13 protein-coding genes are annotated in these 15,438 nt (G+C 71.6%); 7 read left to right on the forward strand and 6 right to left on the reverse strand.

Annotated elements, in window-relative coordinates; genetic code table 11:
- Nucleotides 1-9 precede the first annotated feature (9 nt).
- The 4 genes from ACIBG8_RS06210 to ACIBG8_RS06225 form a co-directional block, all read right to left on the reverse strand.
- A complete protein-coding gene (locus ACIBG8_RS06210) occupies nucleotides 10-1,146 on the reverse strand; it encodes an agmatine/peptidylarginine deiminase (RefSeq protein WP_397341462.1) in 1,137 nt (378 codons plus the stop codon).
- Complete coding sequence (locus ACIBG8_RS06215) at nucleotides 1,143-2,570, reverse strand: purine-cytosine permease family protein (protein ID WP_397341463.1); 1,428 nt, start codon at nucleotides 2,568-2,570, stop codon at nucleotides 1,143-1,145. Before ACIBG8_RS06215 ends, ACIBG8_RS06210 begins: the two co-directional genes overlap by 4 nt.
- An 87-nt stretch (nucleotides 2,571-2,657) precedes the next feature.
- A complete protein-coding gene (locus ACIBG8_RS06220) occupies nucleotides 2,658-3,689 on the reverse strand; it encodes an ATP-binding protein (protein WP_397341464.1) in 1,032 nt (343 codons plus the stop codon).
- Nucleotides 3,686-4,348 (reverse strand): response regulator transcription factor, encoded by a 663-nt coding sequence (locus ACIBG8_RS06225; protein WP_397341465.1) that lies wholly within the window; start codon nucleotides 4,346-4,348, stop codon nucleotides 3,686-3,688. Before ACIBG8_RS06225 ends, ACIBG8_RS06220 begins: the two co-directional genes overlap by 4 nt.
- Nucleotides 4,349-4,435: 87 nt before the next feature.
- On the opposite strand from ACIBG8_RS06225, the gene ACIBG8_RS06230 reads away from it, so the two are divergent.
- Nucleotides 4,436-5,818, forward strand: a complete 1,383-nt coding sequence (locus tag ACIBG8_RS06230) for a DUF1349 domain-containing protein (RefSeq protein WP_397341466.1) — start codon at nucleotides 4,436-4,438, stop codon at nucleotides 5,816-5,818.
- Here the strand turns inward: ACIBG8_RS06230 and ACIBG8_RS06235 are convergent.
- Nucleotides 5,796-6,785, reverse strand: a complete 990-nt coding sequence (locus ACIBG8_RS06235; RefSeq protein WP_397341467.1) for an amidohydrolase family protein — start codon at nucleotides 6,783-6,785, stop codon at nucleotides 5,796-5,798. The two genes, ACIBG8_RS06230 and ACIBG8_RS06235, sit on opposite strands and share 23 nt — an antisense overlap.
- 31 nt (nucleotides 6,786-6,816) lie before the next feature.
- Entirely contained in the window at nucleotides 6,817-7,995 is a 1,179-nt protein-coding gene (locus tag ACIBG8_RS06240; RefSeq protein WP_397341468.1) for an amidohydrolase family protein, read from the reverse strand.
- An 84-nt stretch (nucleotides 7,996-8,079) separates the two neighbouring features.
- On the opposite strand from ACIBG8_RS06240, the gene ACIBG8_RS06245 reads away from it, so the two are divergent.
- From ACIBG8_RS06245 to ACIBG8_RS06270, 6 genes are read left to right on the forward strand one after another with little or no spacing between them, the layout of a single operon-like run.
- Nucleotides 8,080-9,246 (forward strand): glycosyltransferase 87 family protein, encoded by a 1,167-nt coding sequence (locus tag ACIBG8_RS06245; protein WP_397341469.1) that lies wholly within the window; start codon nucleotides 8,080-8,082, stop codon nucleotides 9,244-9,246.
- 36 nt (nucleotides 9,247-9,282) lie between these two features.
- Nucleotides 9,283-10,467, forward strand: coding sequence for an N-methyl-L-tryptophan oxidase (gene solA / locus ACIBG8_RS06250; protein WP_397341471.1), 1,185 nt, complete (start codon nucleotides 9,283-9,285; stop codon nucleotides 10,465-10,467).
- Complete coding sequence (locus ACIBG8_RS06255) at nucleotides 10,464-11,996, forward strand: ABC transporter substrate-binding protein (protein ID WP_397341472.1); 1,533 nt, start codon at nucleotides 10,464-10,466, stop codon at nucleotides 11,994-11,996. The genes solA and ACIBG8_RS06255 overlap by 4 nt, the downstream gene beginning before the upstream one ends.
- Nucleotides 11,993-12,949 carry an ABC transporter permease gene (locus ACIBG8_RS06260; RefSeq protein ID WP_397341474.1) on the forward strand — a complete coding sequence of 319 codons (957 nt, stop codon included), beginning with the start codon at nucleotides 11,993-11,995 and terminating at the stop codon, nucleotides 12,947-12,949. Before ACIBG8_RS06255 ends, ACIBG8_RS06260 begins: the two co-directional genes overlap by 4 nt.
- On the forward strand, nucleotides 12,946-13,734 hold the full coding sequence (locus tag ACIBG8_RS06265) for an ABC transporter permease (RefSeq protein WP_397341475.1): 789 nt from the start codon (nucleotides 12,946-12,948) through the stop codon (nucleotides 13,732-13,734). The genes ACIBG8_RS06260 and ACIBG8_RS06265 overlap by 4 nt, the downstream gene beginning before the upstream one ends.
- Nucleotides 13,731-15,437, forward strand: coding sequence for an ABC transporter ATP-binding protein (locus ACIBG8_RS06270; RefSeq protein WP_397341476.1), 1,707 nt, complete (start codon nucleotides 13,731-13,733; stop codon nucleotides 15,435-15,437). The genes ACIBG8_RS06265 and ACIBG8_RS06270 overlap by 4 nt, the downstream gene beginning before the upstream one ends.
- The last annotated feature ends 1 nt before the right edge of the window (nucleotide 15,438 follow it).

A 15,438-nucleotide genomic window follows, 5' to 3' on the forward strand; every position in this document is an offset into this window, starting at 1 on the left:
AGGCTCGTTCTACGGCTGGGGCTCCTGCATGGTGACGCAGTGCGCCCCGCCACCGCCGTTGCCGTACAGGTTGTCCAGGTTGAGCTGCACCACCGGGCGGCCGAACGCGTTGGCGATGGCCGTCCTGGCCGCCGCGTCCTTGGCGGTGTCGCCGAACTGCACGGTGATGACGGCCTGGTTGGTGAGCGTCCAGTTCATGTAGGAGCTGAGGAAGTCCTTGCGCTGGCCTGACGGGATGCGGGGGAGCGTGTCGGGGCCCTCGATGGTCAGCACCTGCAGCCTGCGCCCGCGCGCGTCCGTCGCGCCGGCCAGGGTGTCGCGGATGGCCAGCGCGTTCCTCGTCCAGACGTCCGGCCGTACGGCCCCCGCGAGCTGCACCATCACCACACCTGGCCCGATGTAGCGTGCGGTGCCGTCGATGTGGCCGTCGGTGACGTCCTGCCCGGTGACGCCGGGCACCCAGATCATCTTGCTCGCGCCGAACCTGGCCAGCAGCTCCGCCTCGATCTGGGCGCGGGTCTTGCCCGGGTTGCGGTTGGGGTTGACCCAGCAGCTCTCGGTGGCGATGAGCGTGCCGTCGCCGTCGTACTCGATCCCGCCGCCCTCACCGACCACCCCGGCCTTGGCGAACGGCAGGCCGAGGTAGGCGGTCAGGTTCTTGGCGAGCGCGCGGTCGTTGTTGTACGCCGAGGCGGGGATGCCGTAGAAGCTGGTGGCGTTCTCGCCCCAGGCGTTGAAGTTGAGCCCGAAGGCGTCGCGGTTGCCCGCGCCGTCGACGCGGAACAGCGGGCCCGCGTCGCGCATCCAGCAGTCGGAGACCGGGACCGAGCTGATGACGGTGACCGTGGAGCCGCACATCGAGCGAGCCCTGGAGGCGTTGGTCGAGCCGTTGGCGCACATCGTCACCGGCTCGTACTTGGCGATCTCCTTGGCCAGCTTGGCGATGTCGGCCTGGATCTTGGAGAGCAGGTTGCCCCAGATCGTGGTGCTGTGCGGCCAGGCCATCCAGGTCCGCCTGTGCGCCGCCTCCTCGCCGGGCACGCGCCAGGCGGCGGCCTGCGCCGAGGTCGCCGACGCCGCGCCGCCGATCACGCCCGCCACGGTCAGTCCCGTCGTGGCCAGCATCGTCCTTCTGGTGATGTTCATGGTCGCGCTTCCTCTCTGTGGGGGGTGAGCAGGCCCTCCTCCTGGACCATGCGGCGCTCGGCCGCCAGGTCCAGGCCGCGGGCGAAGAGCAGATAGAGGCCGCCGGAGACGGGCAGGCCGACCAGCAGCGAGTAGTCCACGCCGCCCGCCGCTGCGGCGACGGGTCCGGTGTAGAGGCCGACGATCACCATGAAGGGCGCCATCGCGGCCAGCCCGATGAGGTAGGCGAGGTTGCCGCGCCACCCCCACCGGCCGTAGATGCCTCGGGGGTTGAAGATCTCCCTGACGACGTACTGGCCGCGGCGGACGAAGAAGTAGTCCACCAGGTTGATCGCGGTCCACGGGATGAACAGGTACGTCAGGATGACCACGACGTTGGCGTAGAACCAGTTGAACTGCTCGACGCCGACGAAGTTGGCGATCGAGCCCACCGCGACCAGCATGATCGCGATGGTCGCCGCCCGGATCCGCCTGGTGGGTCTAACGGGCCGGAAGGAGTCGGCGATGGAGATCATCGTGAGGCTCCCGCCGTACTGGTTGATCGCCATGATCGACAGCAGGCCGACCAGCAGTGCGGCGATCGCCAGCGTCCCGAACCCGCTCGCCAGGCGGTCGGCCGCCAGCTTGAGCGCGGCCACCGGCGTGGTGCCCGGCGGCGCGGCGGCCGAGACCACCGCGCCCAGGACGAACACCCAGATCCCGGAGACCGCGCTGGGCAGGTAGGTCCACCAGAAGGTGCTGCGGACCGGCAGGTCGGGGCGCAGGTAGCGGGAGTAGTCGGACACGTACGGCGCCCAGCCGAGCTGGAACCCGGCGACGAAGACGAACACCAGCATGAAGGTGGTCAGGTCGAACGGCCCAGGAGCCCAGATCCCGGCAGGTAACCCGCCGCCGAGCAGGGCGGCTCCGCTGATGAGCGCCATGACGGCCACGAAGGGCCAGGTGAGCCACTTGTTGACCGCGTGGATCCAGTCGTAGCCGAACAGCGCGATCACCGTGGCGATCGCGGCAGACAGCGCGTAGCCCAGGCCGTTCGGCACCCCGAACAGCGTGTTCATCGCATCGCCCGACAGCAGCGCGTCGGAGGTGTTGTAGCCGATGTAGTTGACCAGCGCGAACACCCACACGGTCACCGCCGCCCCGAGGTAGCCGAACTGCGGGCGGGACTGCACGAGCTGCGGCAGGCCGAGCTGCGGGCCCTGCGCTGAGTGGAAGGCCATGAAGAAGGTGCCGAACAGCGAGCCGAGCACCGTGGCCACCACCGTCCAGACCAGCGAGGCGCCCATGGACAGGGTGACCACGCCGGTGGCGAAGCCGGTGAGGTTCAAGCTGCCGACGAACCAGATGGCGCCCAGGCTTCTGACGTCACCGTGCCGTTCTGTCAGCGGGATCCAGTCGATGGAATGCTGTTCGACCTCGGCCATGCGGGACTCCCTGCGTCCGTGTTCTGAACTACGGACGCATCCTGACTGAAATTTCAGTCCATATCAATGGATGGACTGACTAAAAATTCAGTCCGGGAACCGCACGGTGATGGACAGGCCTCCTTCCTCGCGCGCGACGGCGGTCAGGGTGGCGTGGTGGGCCTTGGCGACGGCGTCGACGATGGCCAGGCCGAGGCCGTAGCCGTGCCGGTCGGGCGCCAGTTTCTGGAAGGGCTGGAAGAGTCGTTGGACCTGGTCGTCGGGGATGACCGGCCCGCTGTTGGCGACCGTCATGCTGGAGGCGCGCGTGGTGACCTCGACCGTCCCGCCCGCGTGGTTGTGGCGGACGGCGTTGTCGACGAGGTTGGCGACGAGGCTCTCGACCAGCCGCGGGTCCCCGGTGGTCGCCGCGGGCGCCAGGTGCGCCACGACGTCGACACCGCTCGCCGGACGCGCGGCGAGCGTCCTCTTGACGATGTCGGCGAGGTCGACGGGGTCCCAGCGGGTGACGCCGCGCTCGCTGGTGGCCAGCGTCAGCAGCGCCTGGACCAGCCGCTCCTGGTGCTCGCCCAGCGCCAGGGCCTCCTCGCAGGCGGCACGCAGGGTGTCGGCGTCGGCGTCCGGATCGGCGAGGGCGACTTCGAGGAGCGTACGGTGCCCGGCCAGCGGGGTGCGCAGCTCGTGGGAGGCGTTGGCGACGAAGTGCCGCTGGGCGTCGAAGGCGGCCTCCAGGCGGGCGAACAGCCCGTCGAGCGTGTGGCCGAGCTCGGTCAGCTCGTCGGTGGGCTCGCCCAGGTCGAGGCGCCGGTGCAGGTCGCCGGCCGAGATGACGTTGGCGGTGGCGGTGATGGCGCGCAGCGGGCGCAGGAAGCGACCTGCGACGTACCAGCCGAGAGCCAGCGCCACCGGCAGGAGGACGAGCAGGGCGACCGCCGACCCCATGAGCAGCTGGGGCAGGCCGATCCCCGGCCCGGCCTCGGCCACCGCGCCCGGCGAGCCCTTGGGGACGGCCGCGTCGATGCTGGCCAGCGGCACGTCGACGAAGACGACCACGAGGACCCCTGCGCCGTAGATGCCCGCCGCGTACCCGAGCGCGAGCCGCCTTTGCAGCGACCTCATGCCGGACCGATGCGGTAGCCGCCCTCGCGGATCGTCTCGATCACCGGCGGGTCGCCGAGCTTGGCCCTGAGCCGGTGCATGGTGTGCTTGACCGCGCTGCTGAACGGGTCGGCCGCCTCGTCCCAGACCCGTTCGAGCAGCTCCTCGGCCGACAGGACCAGCCCGGGTACGGCGAGCAGGCACTCCAGTAGCGCGAACTCCCTGGGACTCAGGTCCAGACGCCGCCCCGCCCTGGCCGCGGTGCGGCGGGCCGGGTCGAGGGTGATGTCCCCCCAGGCCAGCGTCGGCGGCACAGGCGGCGAGGCGCGCCGGGCCAGGGCGCGGACGCGGGCCACCAGCTCGGCGAACGCGAACGGCTTGGGCAGGTAGTCGTCGGCCCCGAGGCTGAGCCCGTCGACGCGGTCCTCGATCGTGCCGTAGGCGGTGAGCATCAGCACGCGGGTCTCGGCGCGACCTTGGGCCAGGCGGCGGCAGATCTCGTCGCCGTGCACGCCGGGCAGGTCGCGGTCGAGGATCACCACGTCGTAGCGGGTGGCGGCCAGCCGGTCGACGGCGGCGACGCCGTCCAGCACGACGTCGACGGCCATGCCCTCGCGGCGCAGCCCGGTGCCGATGGAACGGGCGAGGACCTCGAAATCCTCCACCACGAGAACCCTCATGGGCTCAACCTTGCCAGATGCCAGGTCGCAGCCGGGTCGCAGCCGCCGCGACCCTGCCGGAACCGGGCGCCGCGTACAACCGTCGGCATGACTTCAGTGAAAGCGATCCTCGCCCTGGTGGCGTCCGTGGTGGTCACCGTGACGCTCGGGCTGCTGGTCGCCGGGGGTGTCCGCACGGTCTGCGACACCGGCGAGGGCTCGGGCCCCTGCCCCCCGCCCCTGGTGGGACCCGACGGCACGGCGGTGAAGGACAAGTACTTCTACGTGCACCAGCCGCTCCGGGGCAACGGAAGCATCACCGCCCGGGTGTCGGACATGACCGGAGAGATGCGGATGCCCGACGCCCAGCCCGGGGTGCGCACGATGAGGCAGGGGGCGGTCCCGTGGGCGAAGGCCGGGCTCCTGATCCGGCAGAGCCTCACGCGCGGGACACCGTACGCGGCGGTCATGATCACCGGCAGTCACGGCGTCCGGATGCAGCACGACTACACCCACGATGTGGCCGGAGGCCCGGTGAGCGGGCCGCTGTGGCTGCGGCTGACCAGGGCGGGCGACACGCTCACCGGCTACTCCTCCACCGACGGATCGACATGGACCCAGGTCAGTACGGCGAAGCTGGGCGGGCTGCCGGAAACGGTCGAGATCGGGATGTTCGCCACCTCGCCCGGCAACCTGTGGGACTCGGCGCAAGCCTTCGCCCAGGCCACAGCCACCTTCGACCAGGTGAAGCTGGAGGGCGCGAACGGCTCGTGGCGGCACGACGACGTCGGCGTGCAGATGGAGCAGGACGGTAAGACGCCGCACCACCCGGGCGGGGTCGTCGAGTCCGGCGGCAGGTTCGTCGTGACCGGGGTCGGCGACATCGGGCCCGCCACGCTGGACGGCGGCATACGCGCCGACCTCATGCTGGTCGGCGGGGGACTGGGGCTGATCCTGGTCCTCGTCGCTGCCGTCACGTTCCACCGGCGCCAGGGGCCGGGACGGCTGGCCACCCAGGCCGCCGTGGTCGGCGCAGCGGCGTTCGTGACGGGGCTGGTGACCGCCGGGATCGCGGTCCCCGTCGGCCTGGCGCTGCTGCGCGCCCACCAGAACCCGGTCCAGCCGATCACCTTGGCCACCGAGCTGCGGGTGATCGTCGGCTTCGCCGCGCTGACCGCGCTGTCCGCCCTGCTCGCTCTGGGGATCGCCGCGCTGGTCAAGCGGGCTTTTCTCGCCATCGTGCTGGCCGTCGCGCTGGTCGTCGTCCCCTACCTCCTGGGTACGGCGGGCCTGGCGCCCTGGCTCCTGACGTTCACCCCCGCCGCCGGTTTCGCGATCACCCAGAGCGTCCCCGGATACGCGCACGTGGACGTCGGCCCTGCGCTGATCGGCGGCTACTACCCGCTCTCACCCTGGGCCGGGCTGGCCGTGACCCTGGGTTACGCCGTCCTGGCCCTCGGAGCGGCGCTCAGGCTCGACCGGCGAGCTTGAACAGGCGCCTGGCGTTCTCGCGGCCGATCTTCAGCCGGTCGTTGTCGCCGATCTCGGCGTTGTCGAACCAGCGGGCGGCCTCCTCCATGTCCTCGAACGGGTAGTCGGTGGAGAACAGGACCCGGTCGCCGCCGATCTCGTCCATGGCGCCGCGCATGGCCATCGTGCGGAAGTTCCCGCTGGTGGTCAGGTAGAAGTTGGCGCGGAAGTAGTCGATGAAAGCGCGCTTCGCCCTGACCCCCGCTGGGTTGCGGCCGTCGGCCGAGGCCCAGTGCGAGGTGCGCCAGATGTAGTGCGCCACCCCCTCGCCCAGGTGCCCGAGGATCACCTGGAGGTTCGGGTGCTCGTCGAACAGGCCACTGCCGATCAGGCGCAGCGCGTGGGCGCCGGTCTCGGCGGCGAACGCCCAGGCCGGTCCCATCAGCCACGGCTGACCGGAGTAGACCTGCCGCTGGCTCGGCGGCGGGTTGCGCGGATGCAGGTAGAACGGGACCTCGAGACCGGCCATCGCCGCCCAGAACGACCGGTACCGCGAATCGTCGCAGTACACCACCTCGTCGGCGCCGCCGACCTGGGAGAAGCCGTTGACCAGCGCGCCAAGGAACCCCAGGTCGGCGACGGCCCGGCTCAGCTCGTCCGCTGCCGCGTCGGGATCCTGCATGGGGATCGCGGCGAACGCGCCGAGCCGGTCCGGGCGCCTGCCGACCTGGTCGGCCAGCGCGTCGTTGGCGCGCCTGGCGACGTCGACCGCCCTCTTGACGTCGTGGATCGCCTGGATGGCCGGCGAGTTGAGGGAGATGATCGCGTACTCGATGCCGCAGGCGTCCATCCGCCTGAGGCGTTCGTCCAGGAGGTCGAGCAGCTGCCTGCGCTTGCCCGGCCACTCCTCAGCCGGAAAGTACTCCTGGGAGTCCCCTACGGTGTCGTCAACGGCGAAGTGCTCTTCGAGTGCGATCTTTCCGTCCACGCCTCATCCTCGCGTCCCGGCACGGGGTCGATCAAGCCTGCTTTCCGGCGAGGATGACGGTGCGTGGGCCGTCCCACAGCAGGGACGGGTTCTCCAGCACGTCGCCCGGCAGGATCACCAGGTCGCCGGCCGCGCCGGGTTCGATCCTGCCCAGGTCGGGTCGGCCGAGGATGTCGGCGTTCACCCTGGTGGCCGAGCGCAGCGTCTCGCGGATGCCGGTCACCTCCACCTGCAGGCGCAAGCCGTTCAGCTGCTCGTCCTCCAAGGAGCCCATCAGGTCGCTGCCGAAGCCCACCGGCACCCCCGCCTCGACGGCCAGCTCGATGGCCTTGCGCCCCGACTCCAGGACCTGCTTGTTCTTCTCCTGGGACGCCGGCGCCAGGCCCATCTCCGGGCCCCGGCGGTCCATAGCGTCATAGGGGGCCAGGGTGGGGACCAGGTAGGCGCCGTGCTCTGCCATGACCGCCGCGCTCGCCGTGTCCAGCAGGTTGCCGTGCTCGATGGTGCGCACGCCGTTGGTGACGGCGTGCACGATCGCCTCGGGGGAGTACGCGTGCGCGGCCACGTAACTGCCGCGCCGCGCCGCCTCGTCGGTGATCGCCCGCAGCTCCTCGGCGGAGTACTGCGGGTTGCGGATCGGGTCGGTGGGGGAGATCACGCCCCCGGAGGCCAGCACCTTGATCGCGTGCGCCCCGCGCCGGAACCGCTCCCGTACGGCCTGCCGTACCGCGTCCACGCCGTCCACGACCTCGCTCATGTGACTTCCGCAGCCGCACAGCTCGCGGTCGCCCGCCCTGGGGTCGCCGTGGCCGCCGGTCTGGCTGAGCGCCGGGCCGGTGTAAAAGTAGCGCGGCGAGGCGATCACGCCTTCCGAGATCGCCTTGGCGAGGCCGGGATCGCCGCCGGCGACGTCGCGGATCGTGGTGAAACCCCTGGCCAGCGCGGCGCGCAACCGCTGGGCCGCGATGAGCGCGACGTAGCTCAGCAGGTTGGTCTCGATCACCAAGGGGTCGAGGGAGATGGCGTAGGCGTGGCAGTGCGCGTCGATGAGCCCGGGGATGACGGTGCCGCCGCGGGCGTCGATCACCTGGTCGGTGGCCGGAGCCGCGCCGCCCACCTGGACGATCACCCCGTTCTCCATGTGGACGGGGCCTTCGGTGCGCTCCGCTCCGTCGAAGACGTGCGCGTTGATGACGGTGAGTCGAGTCATGAAAATACAATGTCACACATTAAATGGGCAATGCGGGCCGGTCTCGTGAGGTGCGCGCGTGGAGGTGTTGGTTGAGTTCTGGGGGTGCGCGGCACGGTGGGGCTCTGGGCGACGTGGCTGATCTCGCGCGCCCTTCTCGTGCTCGTCCCCGCCGGAGCCCGGCACACCGGCCATGACGTCCAGGTCTACGCGGCCTGGAGCAAGATCATCCTGCGCACCGGCTTCCCGGTGGACCCCAGATGGCAGTATCCGCCGCTGGCCGCGCCGATCATGGTGGCGCCCCGGCTGATCCCCTTCCTCGGGTACGCCGAGGCGTTCGTCCTGCTGGCCCTGGCCGCCGACCTGGCGGTCATGGCGCTCCTGCTGCGTCGCGGCGCGCGGCCGGTGGGCGCCTGGACGTGGACGGTCGGCCTGTTCCTGCTCGGCACCGTCGTCCACCTGCGCTACGACCTCTTCGTCACCGCGTTCGCCGTGGCCGCCCTGCTGGCGCTGCCCAGAAAGGGGCTGTTCGGAGCGCTGGCCGGGGTCGGCGCCATGCTGAAGGTGTGGCCCGTCCTCCTGCTGCTCGGCCTTGGCAGGGACCGCGGGTCGCTCAAGGCCGTGCTGGCCTTCGCCGCCGTCGTGGCCGCAGTGCTGGTGGGCGGCTGGCTTTACGATCCCGGCCAGCTCGGCTTCCTCGGCGGGCAACGCGACCGCGGCCTGGAGATCGAGGCGGTGGCCGTCACCCCGTGGCAGGTGGCCCGCCTGTTCGGCCACGAGACGAAGATCGTCCACGAGTACGGCTGCGCCCAGTTCGCCATCCCCGGCGCCTGGACCCTCGGGCTGGTGTGCCAGCTCGCCACCCTGCTGGGGCTGGCACTGGTCGCCTACCTGTCCTGGCGCCGCGACTCAGGAACCTGCCCTGCCGACGTGGCCCTGGCGGCGACCCTCGTCTGCATCGTGACCAGCCGGGTGCTGTCCCCTCAGTACCTGATCTGGGTGGTCGGCCTCGGCGCGGTGGCCATGACGTACCACCGGACGCGGCAGGGTCCCGTCGTCGTCATGATCCTCATCGCGGCGGCGCTCACCCAGCTCGTCTTCCCGATCGGCTGGGACGGCCTGCAACCGCGCGACCCCGACGCGCTGGCGGTCCTCGCCCTGACCGCACGCAACCTGCTGCTGCTCGCCGCCACGATCACCGCCGTGGCCCGGCTCCGCGCGACCCCGCTACAACCTGTTGCGAGGAGGCCCCACTTGATCCGTCAATCGTAGCGTGCGTGGCGTCCAATAGCCTGGCACGCTGCGGAAATGGCAGATGCGAGGTACGACCACATCGTGATCGGCGCCGGAGCGCTGGGCGCCGCCGCGGCCTACTGGCTGAGCCGCGCCGGACGCGGGCGCGTGCTGGTGTGCGAGCAGTTCGCCCCAGGACACTCCAAGGGCTCGTCGGACGATCACTCGCGCATCATCCGGCATGCCTACCACTCGCCGGTCTACACCGCGTTGACCCCCTCTGCCTACGACACCTGGAGCGAGGTCGAGGAGCACGGCGGCGAGCAGGTCGTGGTCCGTACGGGAGGGCTGGATCTCGCCAAGCCGGACACCCCCGGCTTCGAGGTGTTGCAGACCTACCGCCACTCGCTGGACGTCGCGGACCTTCCGTACGACGTGCTGACGGCCGCCGACGTGCGTGGAGCATGGCCGCAGTGGGTGGTCGACGACGACACCACCGCGCTGTTCCAGAAGGACGGCGGCCTGGTCGACATCCGCCGCGCCACCGCCCAGCACCTGCGGCTGGCCAGGGACCAGGGCGCGACGGTGCTGGGTGACTGCACGGTCCACGACGTCGCGTCGACGGCCGACGGCGTGCTGGTGCGTACCAGCCAGGGCGACTTCGGCGCCGCCTCGCTGGTCGTCTGCGCGGGTTCCTGGGCGCCGCCGCTGCTCGAACGGCTCGGCAGCCCGATCCCGCTCGCGCTGTCCCAGGAGCAGGTCCAGTACTTCGCCGCCGACCCCGAGGCGTTCCGCCCCGACCGGTTCCCGATCTGGATCTGGCACGGCGACCACGACTTCTACGGCATCCCGATGTACGGCGAGCAGGGCGTCAAGGCCGCCAGGGACATGGCGGGCAGGTTCGTGACCCAGGAGACCCGCAGCTTCGAACCCGACCCGGCCGAGACCGAGTTCGTCCGTGGCTTCCTGCGAGAACGGCTCCCCGCGTGGGCGGGCAGGACCGTGCTGGCCAAGACCTGCGTCTACGACCTGCCCAGGGACCGGGAGCTCGTCGTCGGCGCGGTCCCCGGGCATCCGCGGGTGTTCCTGGCGGTCGGCGCCGGTCACGCGGGCAAGTTCGCGAGCCTGCTCGGCCGCATCCTCGCCGACCTGGCGCTCGACGGCCGCACCGCGTACCCGATCGAGGCGTTCAGCCCGGCTCGCCCCTCGATCGCCGAGACCGCTCCGGCGCGCTACCGGCTCGGGCAGGAGGTGTCATGAAACGCAGGACCTTCCTGGGTGCGGTCGCCGCGAGCGCCCTGGCCGGTTGCGCCCGCCCCCAGCCGAAGGCCGTGCCGGCCGGCCCGCCGCGCCGGGGCGGACGGCTGCGCGTCGGCATGGTGGGCGCGGGCAAGTCGGAGTCGTTCAATCCCTCCGGCGCCGCCAGCGCCATGATCAACATGGCGATGACCTGCGCGGTCTTCGACTCGCTCGTCGACATCGGGCCGAACCTGGAGATCCGCCCCGCCCTGGCGACCCGCTGGACGCCCGACAAGGACGCGCGGACCTGGACGTTCACCCTCCGCCAGGGCGTCACCTGGCACGACGGCAGACCCCTCACCGCCAAGGACGTGCTCTACACCCTGCGCTGGATGGCCGACCCGGAGAACCAGCTGTCCGTCAGCGTGGCCAACGTCGACCTCGACCGGGTCAGGGCGGCGGGACCGCACACGATCGTCGTCCCGCTCAAGAGTCCTGACCTGCTCTTCCCCCAGACGATCTCCAGCTGCTGGGTCGTGCAGGACGGCGCCACCGACTTCGGCGAACCGGTCGGCACCGGCCCGTTCGTCTTCGCCTCGCTCGACCAGGGGCAGCAGAGCGTCTGCCGCCGTAACCCGGCCTACTGGGAGCCGGGCAAACCGTACGTCGACGAGCTGGTCATCCAGTCCATCGACGACAACACCGCGCGGGTCAACGCGCTGCTGGGCGGCCAGATCGACGTGCTGGCGCAGATGCCCTACACCCAGGCCAGAGCGCACGCAGGCAACGGCATCAGGCTGCTCGACAGCCCGAGCGTCGCCGCCCAGGCCTTCTACATGGCCGTCGACCGGAAACCGTTCGACGACGTGCGTGTACGGCAGGCGATGCGCCTGCTCGTGGACCGCCGTCAGCTCGTGGACGTGGCCCTGTTCGGCTTCGGCACCGTCGCCAACGACCTGTTCGGCAAGGGCCTGGAGTTCTACGCCGACACGATCCCCCAGCGCACCCGCGACGTCCGCCGGGCCAGGGAGCTGCTGGCGCAGGCCGGGTACGCGGACGGGCTGACGGTGACGCTGGAGACGGCGGCCGCCGCGCCCGGCATGGTCGAGGCGGCCACGCTCTTCGCCCAGCAGGCCAAGGACGGCGGCGTGACGATCAACGTCTCCCAGGTCGACGCCACGTCCTACTTCGACCCGACCCTGCAGTACCTGCGGCGACCGTTCGCGCAGACCTTCTGGGCCGGGTTCGCCAACCTGGGGAGCTTCTACCAGTACGCCGCCCTGCCCGACGGCTACGGCAACGAGACGCACTGGACCGAGGCGCGGACCGGCGAGCAGATCGCCGCAGCGACCGCCGCATCGCGCGAGGCGCAGGCGGCCGCCGCCTGGCAGGCCGTACAGCAGGAGCAGTGGGACACCGGAGGCTACATATGGTGGGCCAACGTCAACAACCTCGACGCCACGTCGAACCGGGTGGCGGGGATCACGCCGAGCCGGTACCTCTCCCTCGGCCTGCCAAGCGGCCTGGCCAACGCATATTTCACGGCATGACCGGCTACGTGGTGAAGAGGGTCGCCGCGGGGCTGCTCACGCTGCTGGTCCTGTCCGTCCTGGTGTTCGTCGCCACCTCCGTGCTGCCCGGCGACGCGGCCAGCGCGCTGCTCGGCCGCCAGGCCAAAGGCGAGGCCCTGGACGCGCTGCGCCACGAGATGGGACTCGACCAGCCGTTGCCGAAGCAATACTGGGACTGGCTCACCGGCCTGCTGCACGGCGACCTGGGCCACTCGGTCACCGGCTACGTCGCCGGGGCCGACGTCAGCGTCTGGAGCCAGATCAGCGGCAGGCTCACCAACTCCGCCGTGCTCGCCGCGGTGTCCTTCGTGCTGATCGTCGCGCTGTCGCTGCTGCTCGGCGTGTACGTCGCCCTGCGCAAGGGGCGCTGGCAGGACCACCTGATCTCGACGGCGACGCTCGTGCCCGCCGCGCTGCCCGAGTTCGTGCTCGGCGCGCTGCTGCTGGCGGTCTTCGTGACCTGGCTCGACCTCCTGCCGCCGGTGTCCTTGATCACCCCCGGCCACAACCCGCTCGAAACCCCAGAACTGCTCGTGCTCCCCGTGCTGACCCTCATCGGGGTGACCGTCGGGGCCTCGGTACGGATGATCAGGGCCGGAATGCTGGAGGCCCTGCAGGCGGACTCCGTCGCCGTCGCCCGGCTGAACGGCATCGCCGAGCCGAAGGTCATCCGCCGCTACGCGCTGCGCAACGCGCTGGCGCCCGGCATCCAGGTGTTCGCGCTGATCGCGCAGTACCTCGTGGGCGGCCTGCTCATCGTGGAGGTGATGTTCGGCTATCCGGGCATCGGAAAGGAGCTCGTCGATGCCGTCACCATCCACGACAACACCGAGGTCAGGTCGGTCACGATGATCCTGGCCGTCTTCTACGTGGCGGTGACGATCGTGGCCGACGCGCTGGTCGTCCTCGCCGTACCGAAGGCCAGGCCGTGAGCGGGCGCCGCACCGGCTGGGTGCTCTTCCTCCTGATGGCGGCCGTCGCGCTGGCCGGTCCGCTCCTGGCCCCCTTCGACCCGGCCAGGACCATCGGGCTGCCGTTCGAGGCGCCCGGCGGCCACGCGCTGCTGGGCACGGACTTCCTCGGCCGCGACGTGCTGTCGCGCATGTTGTCGGGCGGCTGGAGCGTGCTGGCCTACGCGGGGCTGGCCACCCTGCTCGCCTACGCGGTGGGCCTGCCGATCGGGCTGGCCGCCGGATACACCCGCTCGTGGCTCGACTCGGTGCTGATGCGCGGCGTGGACGTGCTGATCGCCTTCCCCGCGCTGGTGTTCATCCTGCTGGTGGCCACCGGGCTCGGGCGGGGCATCCTGCCCGTCGTGCTGGCGACCGCGATCATCCAGGTCCCCGCGATCGCCAGGATCGTCAGGGCGGCCACCGTCGAGCAGTCGGTGCGCGGCTACGTCGAGGCGGCGGTCGTGCGCGGCGAGAGCTCGGTATCCGTCCTGCGGCGCGAGGTGCTGCCGAACATCGCCCGGCCCATCGCCGCCGACGTCGGCCTGCGCTGCACCTGGTCGGTGCTGCTGATCGCCGGAGTCAACTTCCTCGGCCTCGGCATGCAGCCGCCGGCCGCCGACTGGGGCCTGATGGTCTCGGAGAACAGGGCGGGCATGGACCTCGATCTGAACCCGGCCGCGGTGCTGGTCCCCGCGATCATGCTCGGGGTGCTCACCGTGGCCATCAACCTGATCAGCGACGCGCTGTCCGGAGGCGAGCGATGAGCGTGCTGAGCGTGACCGGGCTGCGGGTCGAGCTCGCCTCGGGACAGCCGGTCGTCGAGGACGTGGCGCTGAGCCTCGGGCAGGGGGAGATCCTCGGCCTGGTGGGCGAGTCCGGCAGCGGCAAGAGCACGACCGCGCTGGCCCTGCTGGGCTACGCGCGGACCGGCACGTCCATCGTGTCGGGCGAGGTGGTCGTGTCCGGACAGCACATCCTGCGGCTCGGGGAGCCCGCCCGCCGCCGGGTGCGCGGCGACCTGGTCTCCTACGTCCCGCAGGACGCGGCCCAGGCGCTGAACCCCTCCCTGCGCGTCGGCGCGGCCGTCTCCGACGTCATGCGCGGGCCGCGCGGGGTGGTCGAGCTGCTCGCCGCGGTGGACCTGCCCGAGGGTACGGCCAGGCGGTTCCCCCACCAGCTCTCCGGCGGCCAGCAGCAGCGGGTCACGATCGCGATGGCGCTGTCCTGCGACCCGCCCCTCATCGTGATGGACGAGCCGACCACGGGCCTCGACGTCATCACCCAGGCCAGCGTCCTGGAGGAGGTGCGGCGGCTGCGCGAGGAGCAGGGCGCGGCGATCGTGTACGTGTCGCACGACCTGGCCGTGGTGTCGCGGCTGGCCGACCGCATCGCCGTCATGTACGCGGGGCGCGTCGTGGAGGAGGGGCCGGCCGCGAGGTTGCTGGAACGACCGCGGCACCCCTACACGCGCGGCCTGCTCCAGTCGATCCCCGACCACCGCAGGCCGGCCCGGCTGATCCCCATGCCCGGCACCGCCGTCGGGGTGGAGGACCGGCCGCCGGGCTGCGCCTTCGCGCCGCGCTGCCCGCAGCGGACCCCCGAGTGCGCCGAAGCGCCGCCCGAGCCGGAGCCGATCGCCGACGGGCACGTGGTGCGCTGCCTGCACGCGGCCGCGACCCCGCCGGTCGTCCTCGGCGACGTCCACCCGGCAGCCAGGGAGGCGGCGTCGGGGGTCGTGCTCGAGGTGCGCGACCTGCGTGCCGCGCACGGGCGGGTCGCCGTCGCCGGCGGGGTGTCGTTCGAGCTGGCCAGGGGCGAGTGCCTGGCCCTGGTCGGGCAGTCGGGCAGCGGCAAGACGACGATCGCGCGCTGCCTGGTCGGCTTGCACCGCCCCAGCGGGGGCACGATCCTGCTGGACGGCGAGCCGCTGGCCGACCGGGTGCGCCGCCGTACGGTGGATCAGCGCCGCCGCGTGCAGTACATCTTCCAGAGCCCCTACCAGTCGCTCAACCCGCGCCGGCGGATCGGCGAGGAGCTGGCCAGGCCCGCCCAGGTGCTGCGCGGGCTGTCGGCGGCGCGGGCGCGGGCCGAGGTCGGGGCGCTGCTGGAGCAGGTACGCCTGCCGGCGCGGACGGCCGAGCGCTACCCCCACCAGCTGTCCGGCGGCGAGCGCCAGCGGGTGGCGATCGCCAGGGCGCTGGCCGCCAGGCCCGACGTGCTGGTGTGCGACGAGATCACCTCGGCGCTGGACGTCTCGGTGCAGGCCGCGATCCTGGAGCTGCTCGGCGAGCTGCGCGCCGAGCTGGGCCTGTCGGCGCTGTTCATCACCCACGACCTGGGCGTCGTGTCGGTCGCCGCCGACCGGGTCATGGTCCTCGACAACGGGCTGGTCTGCGAGTCGGGGACCGTCTCCGACATCCTGACCGCCCCCGCCCACCCCTACACCCAACGACTGGTCGGAGCGTGAC

This window comes from Nonomuraea sp. NPDC050556, from assembly GCF_044457355.1.
In the GTDB taxonomy this organism is placed as follows: Bacteria; Actinomycetota; Actinomycetes; order Streptosporangiales; family Streptosporangiaceae; genus Nonomuraea.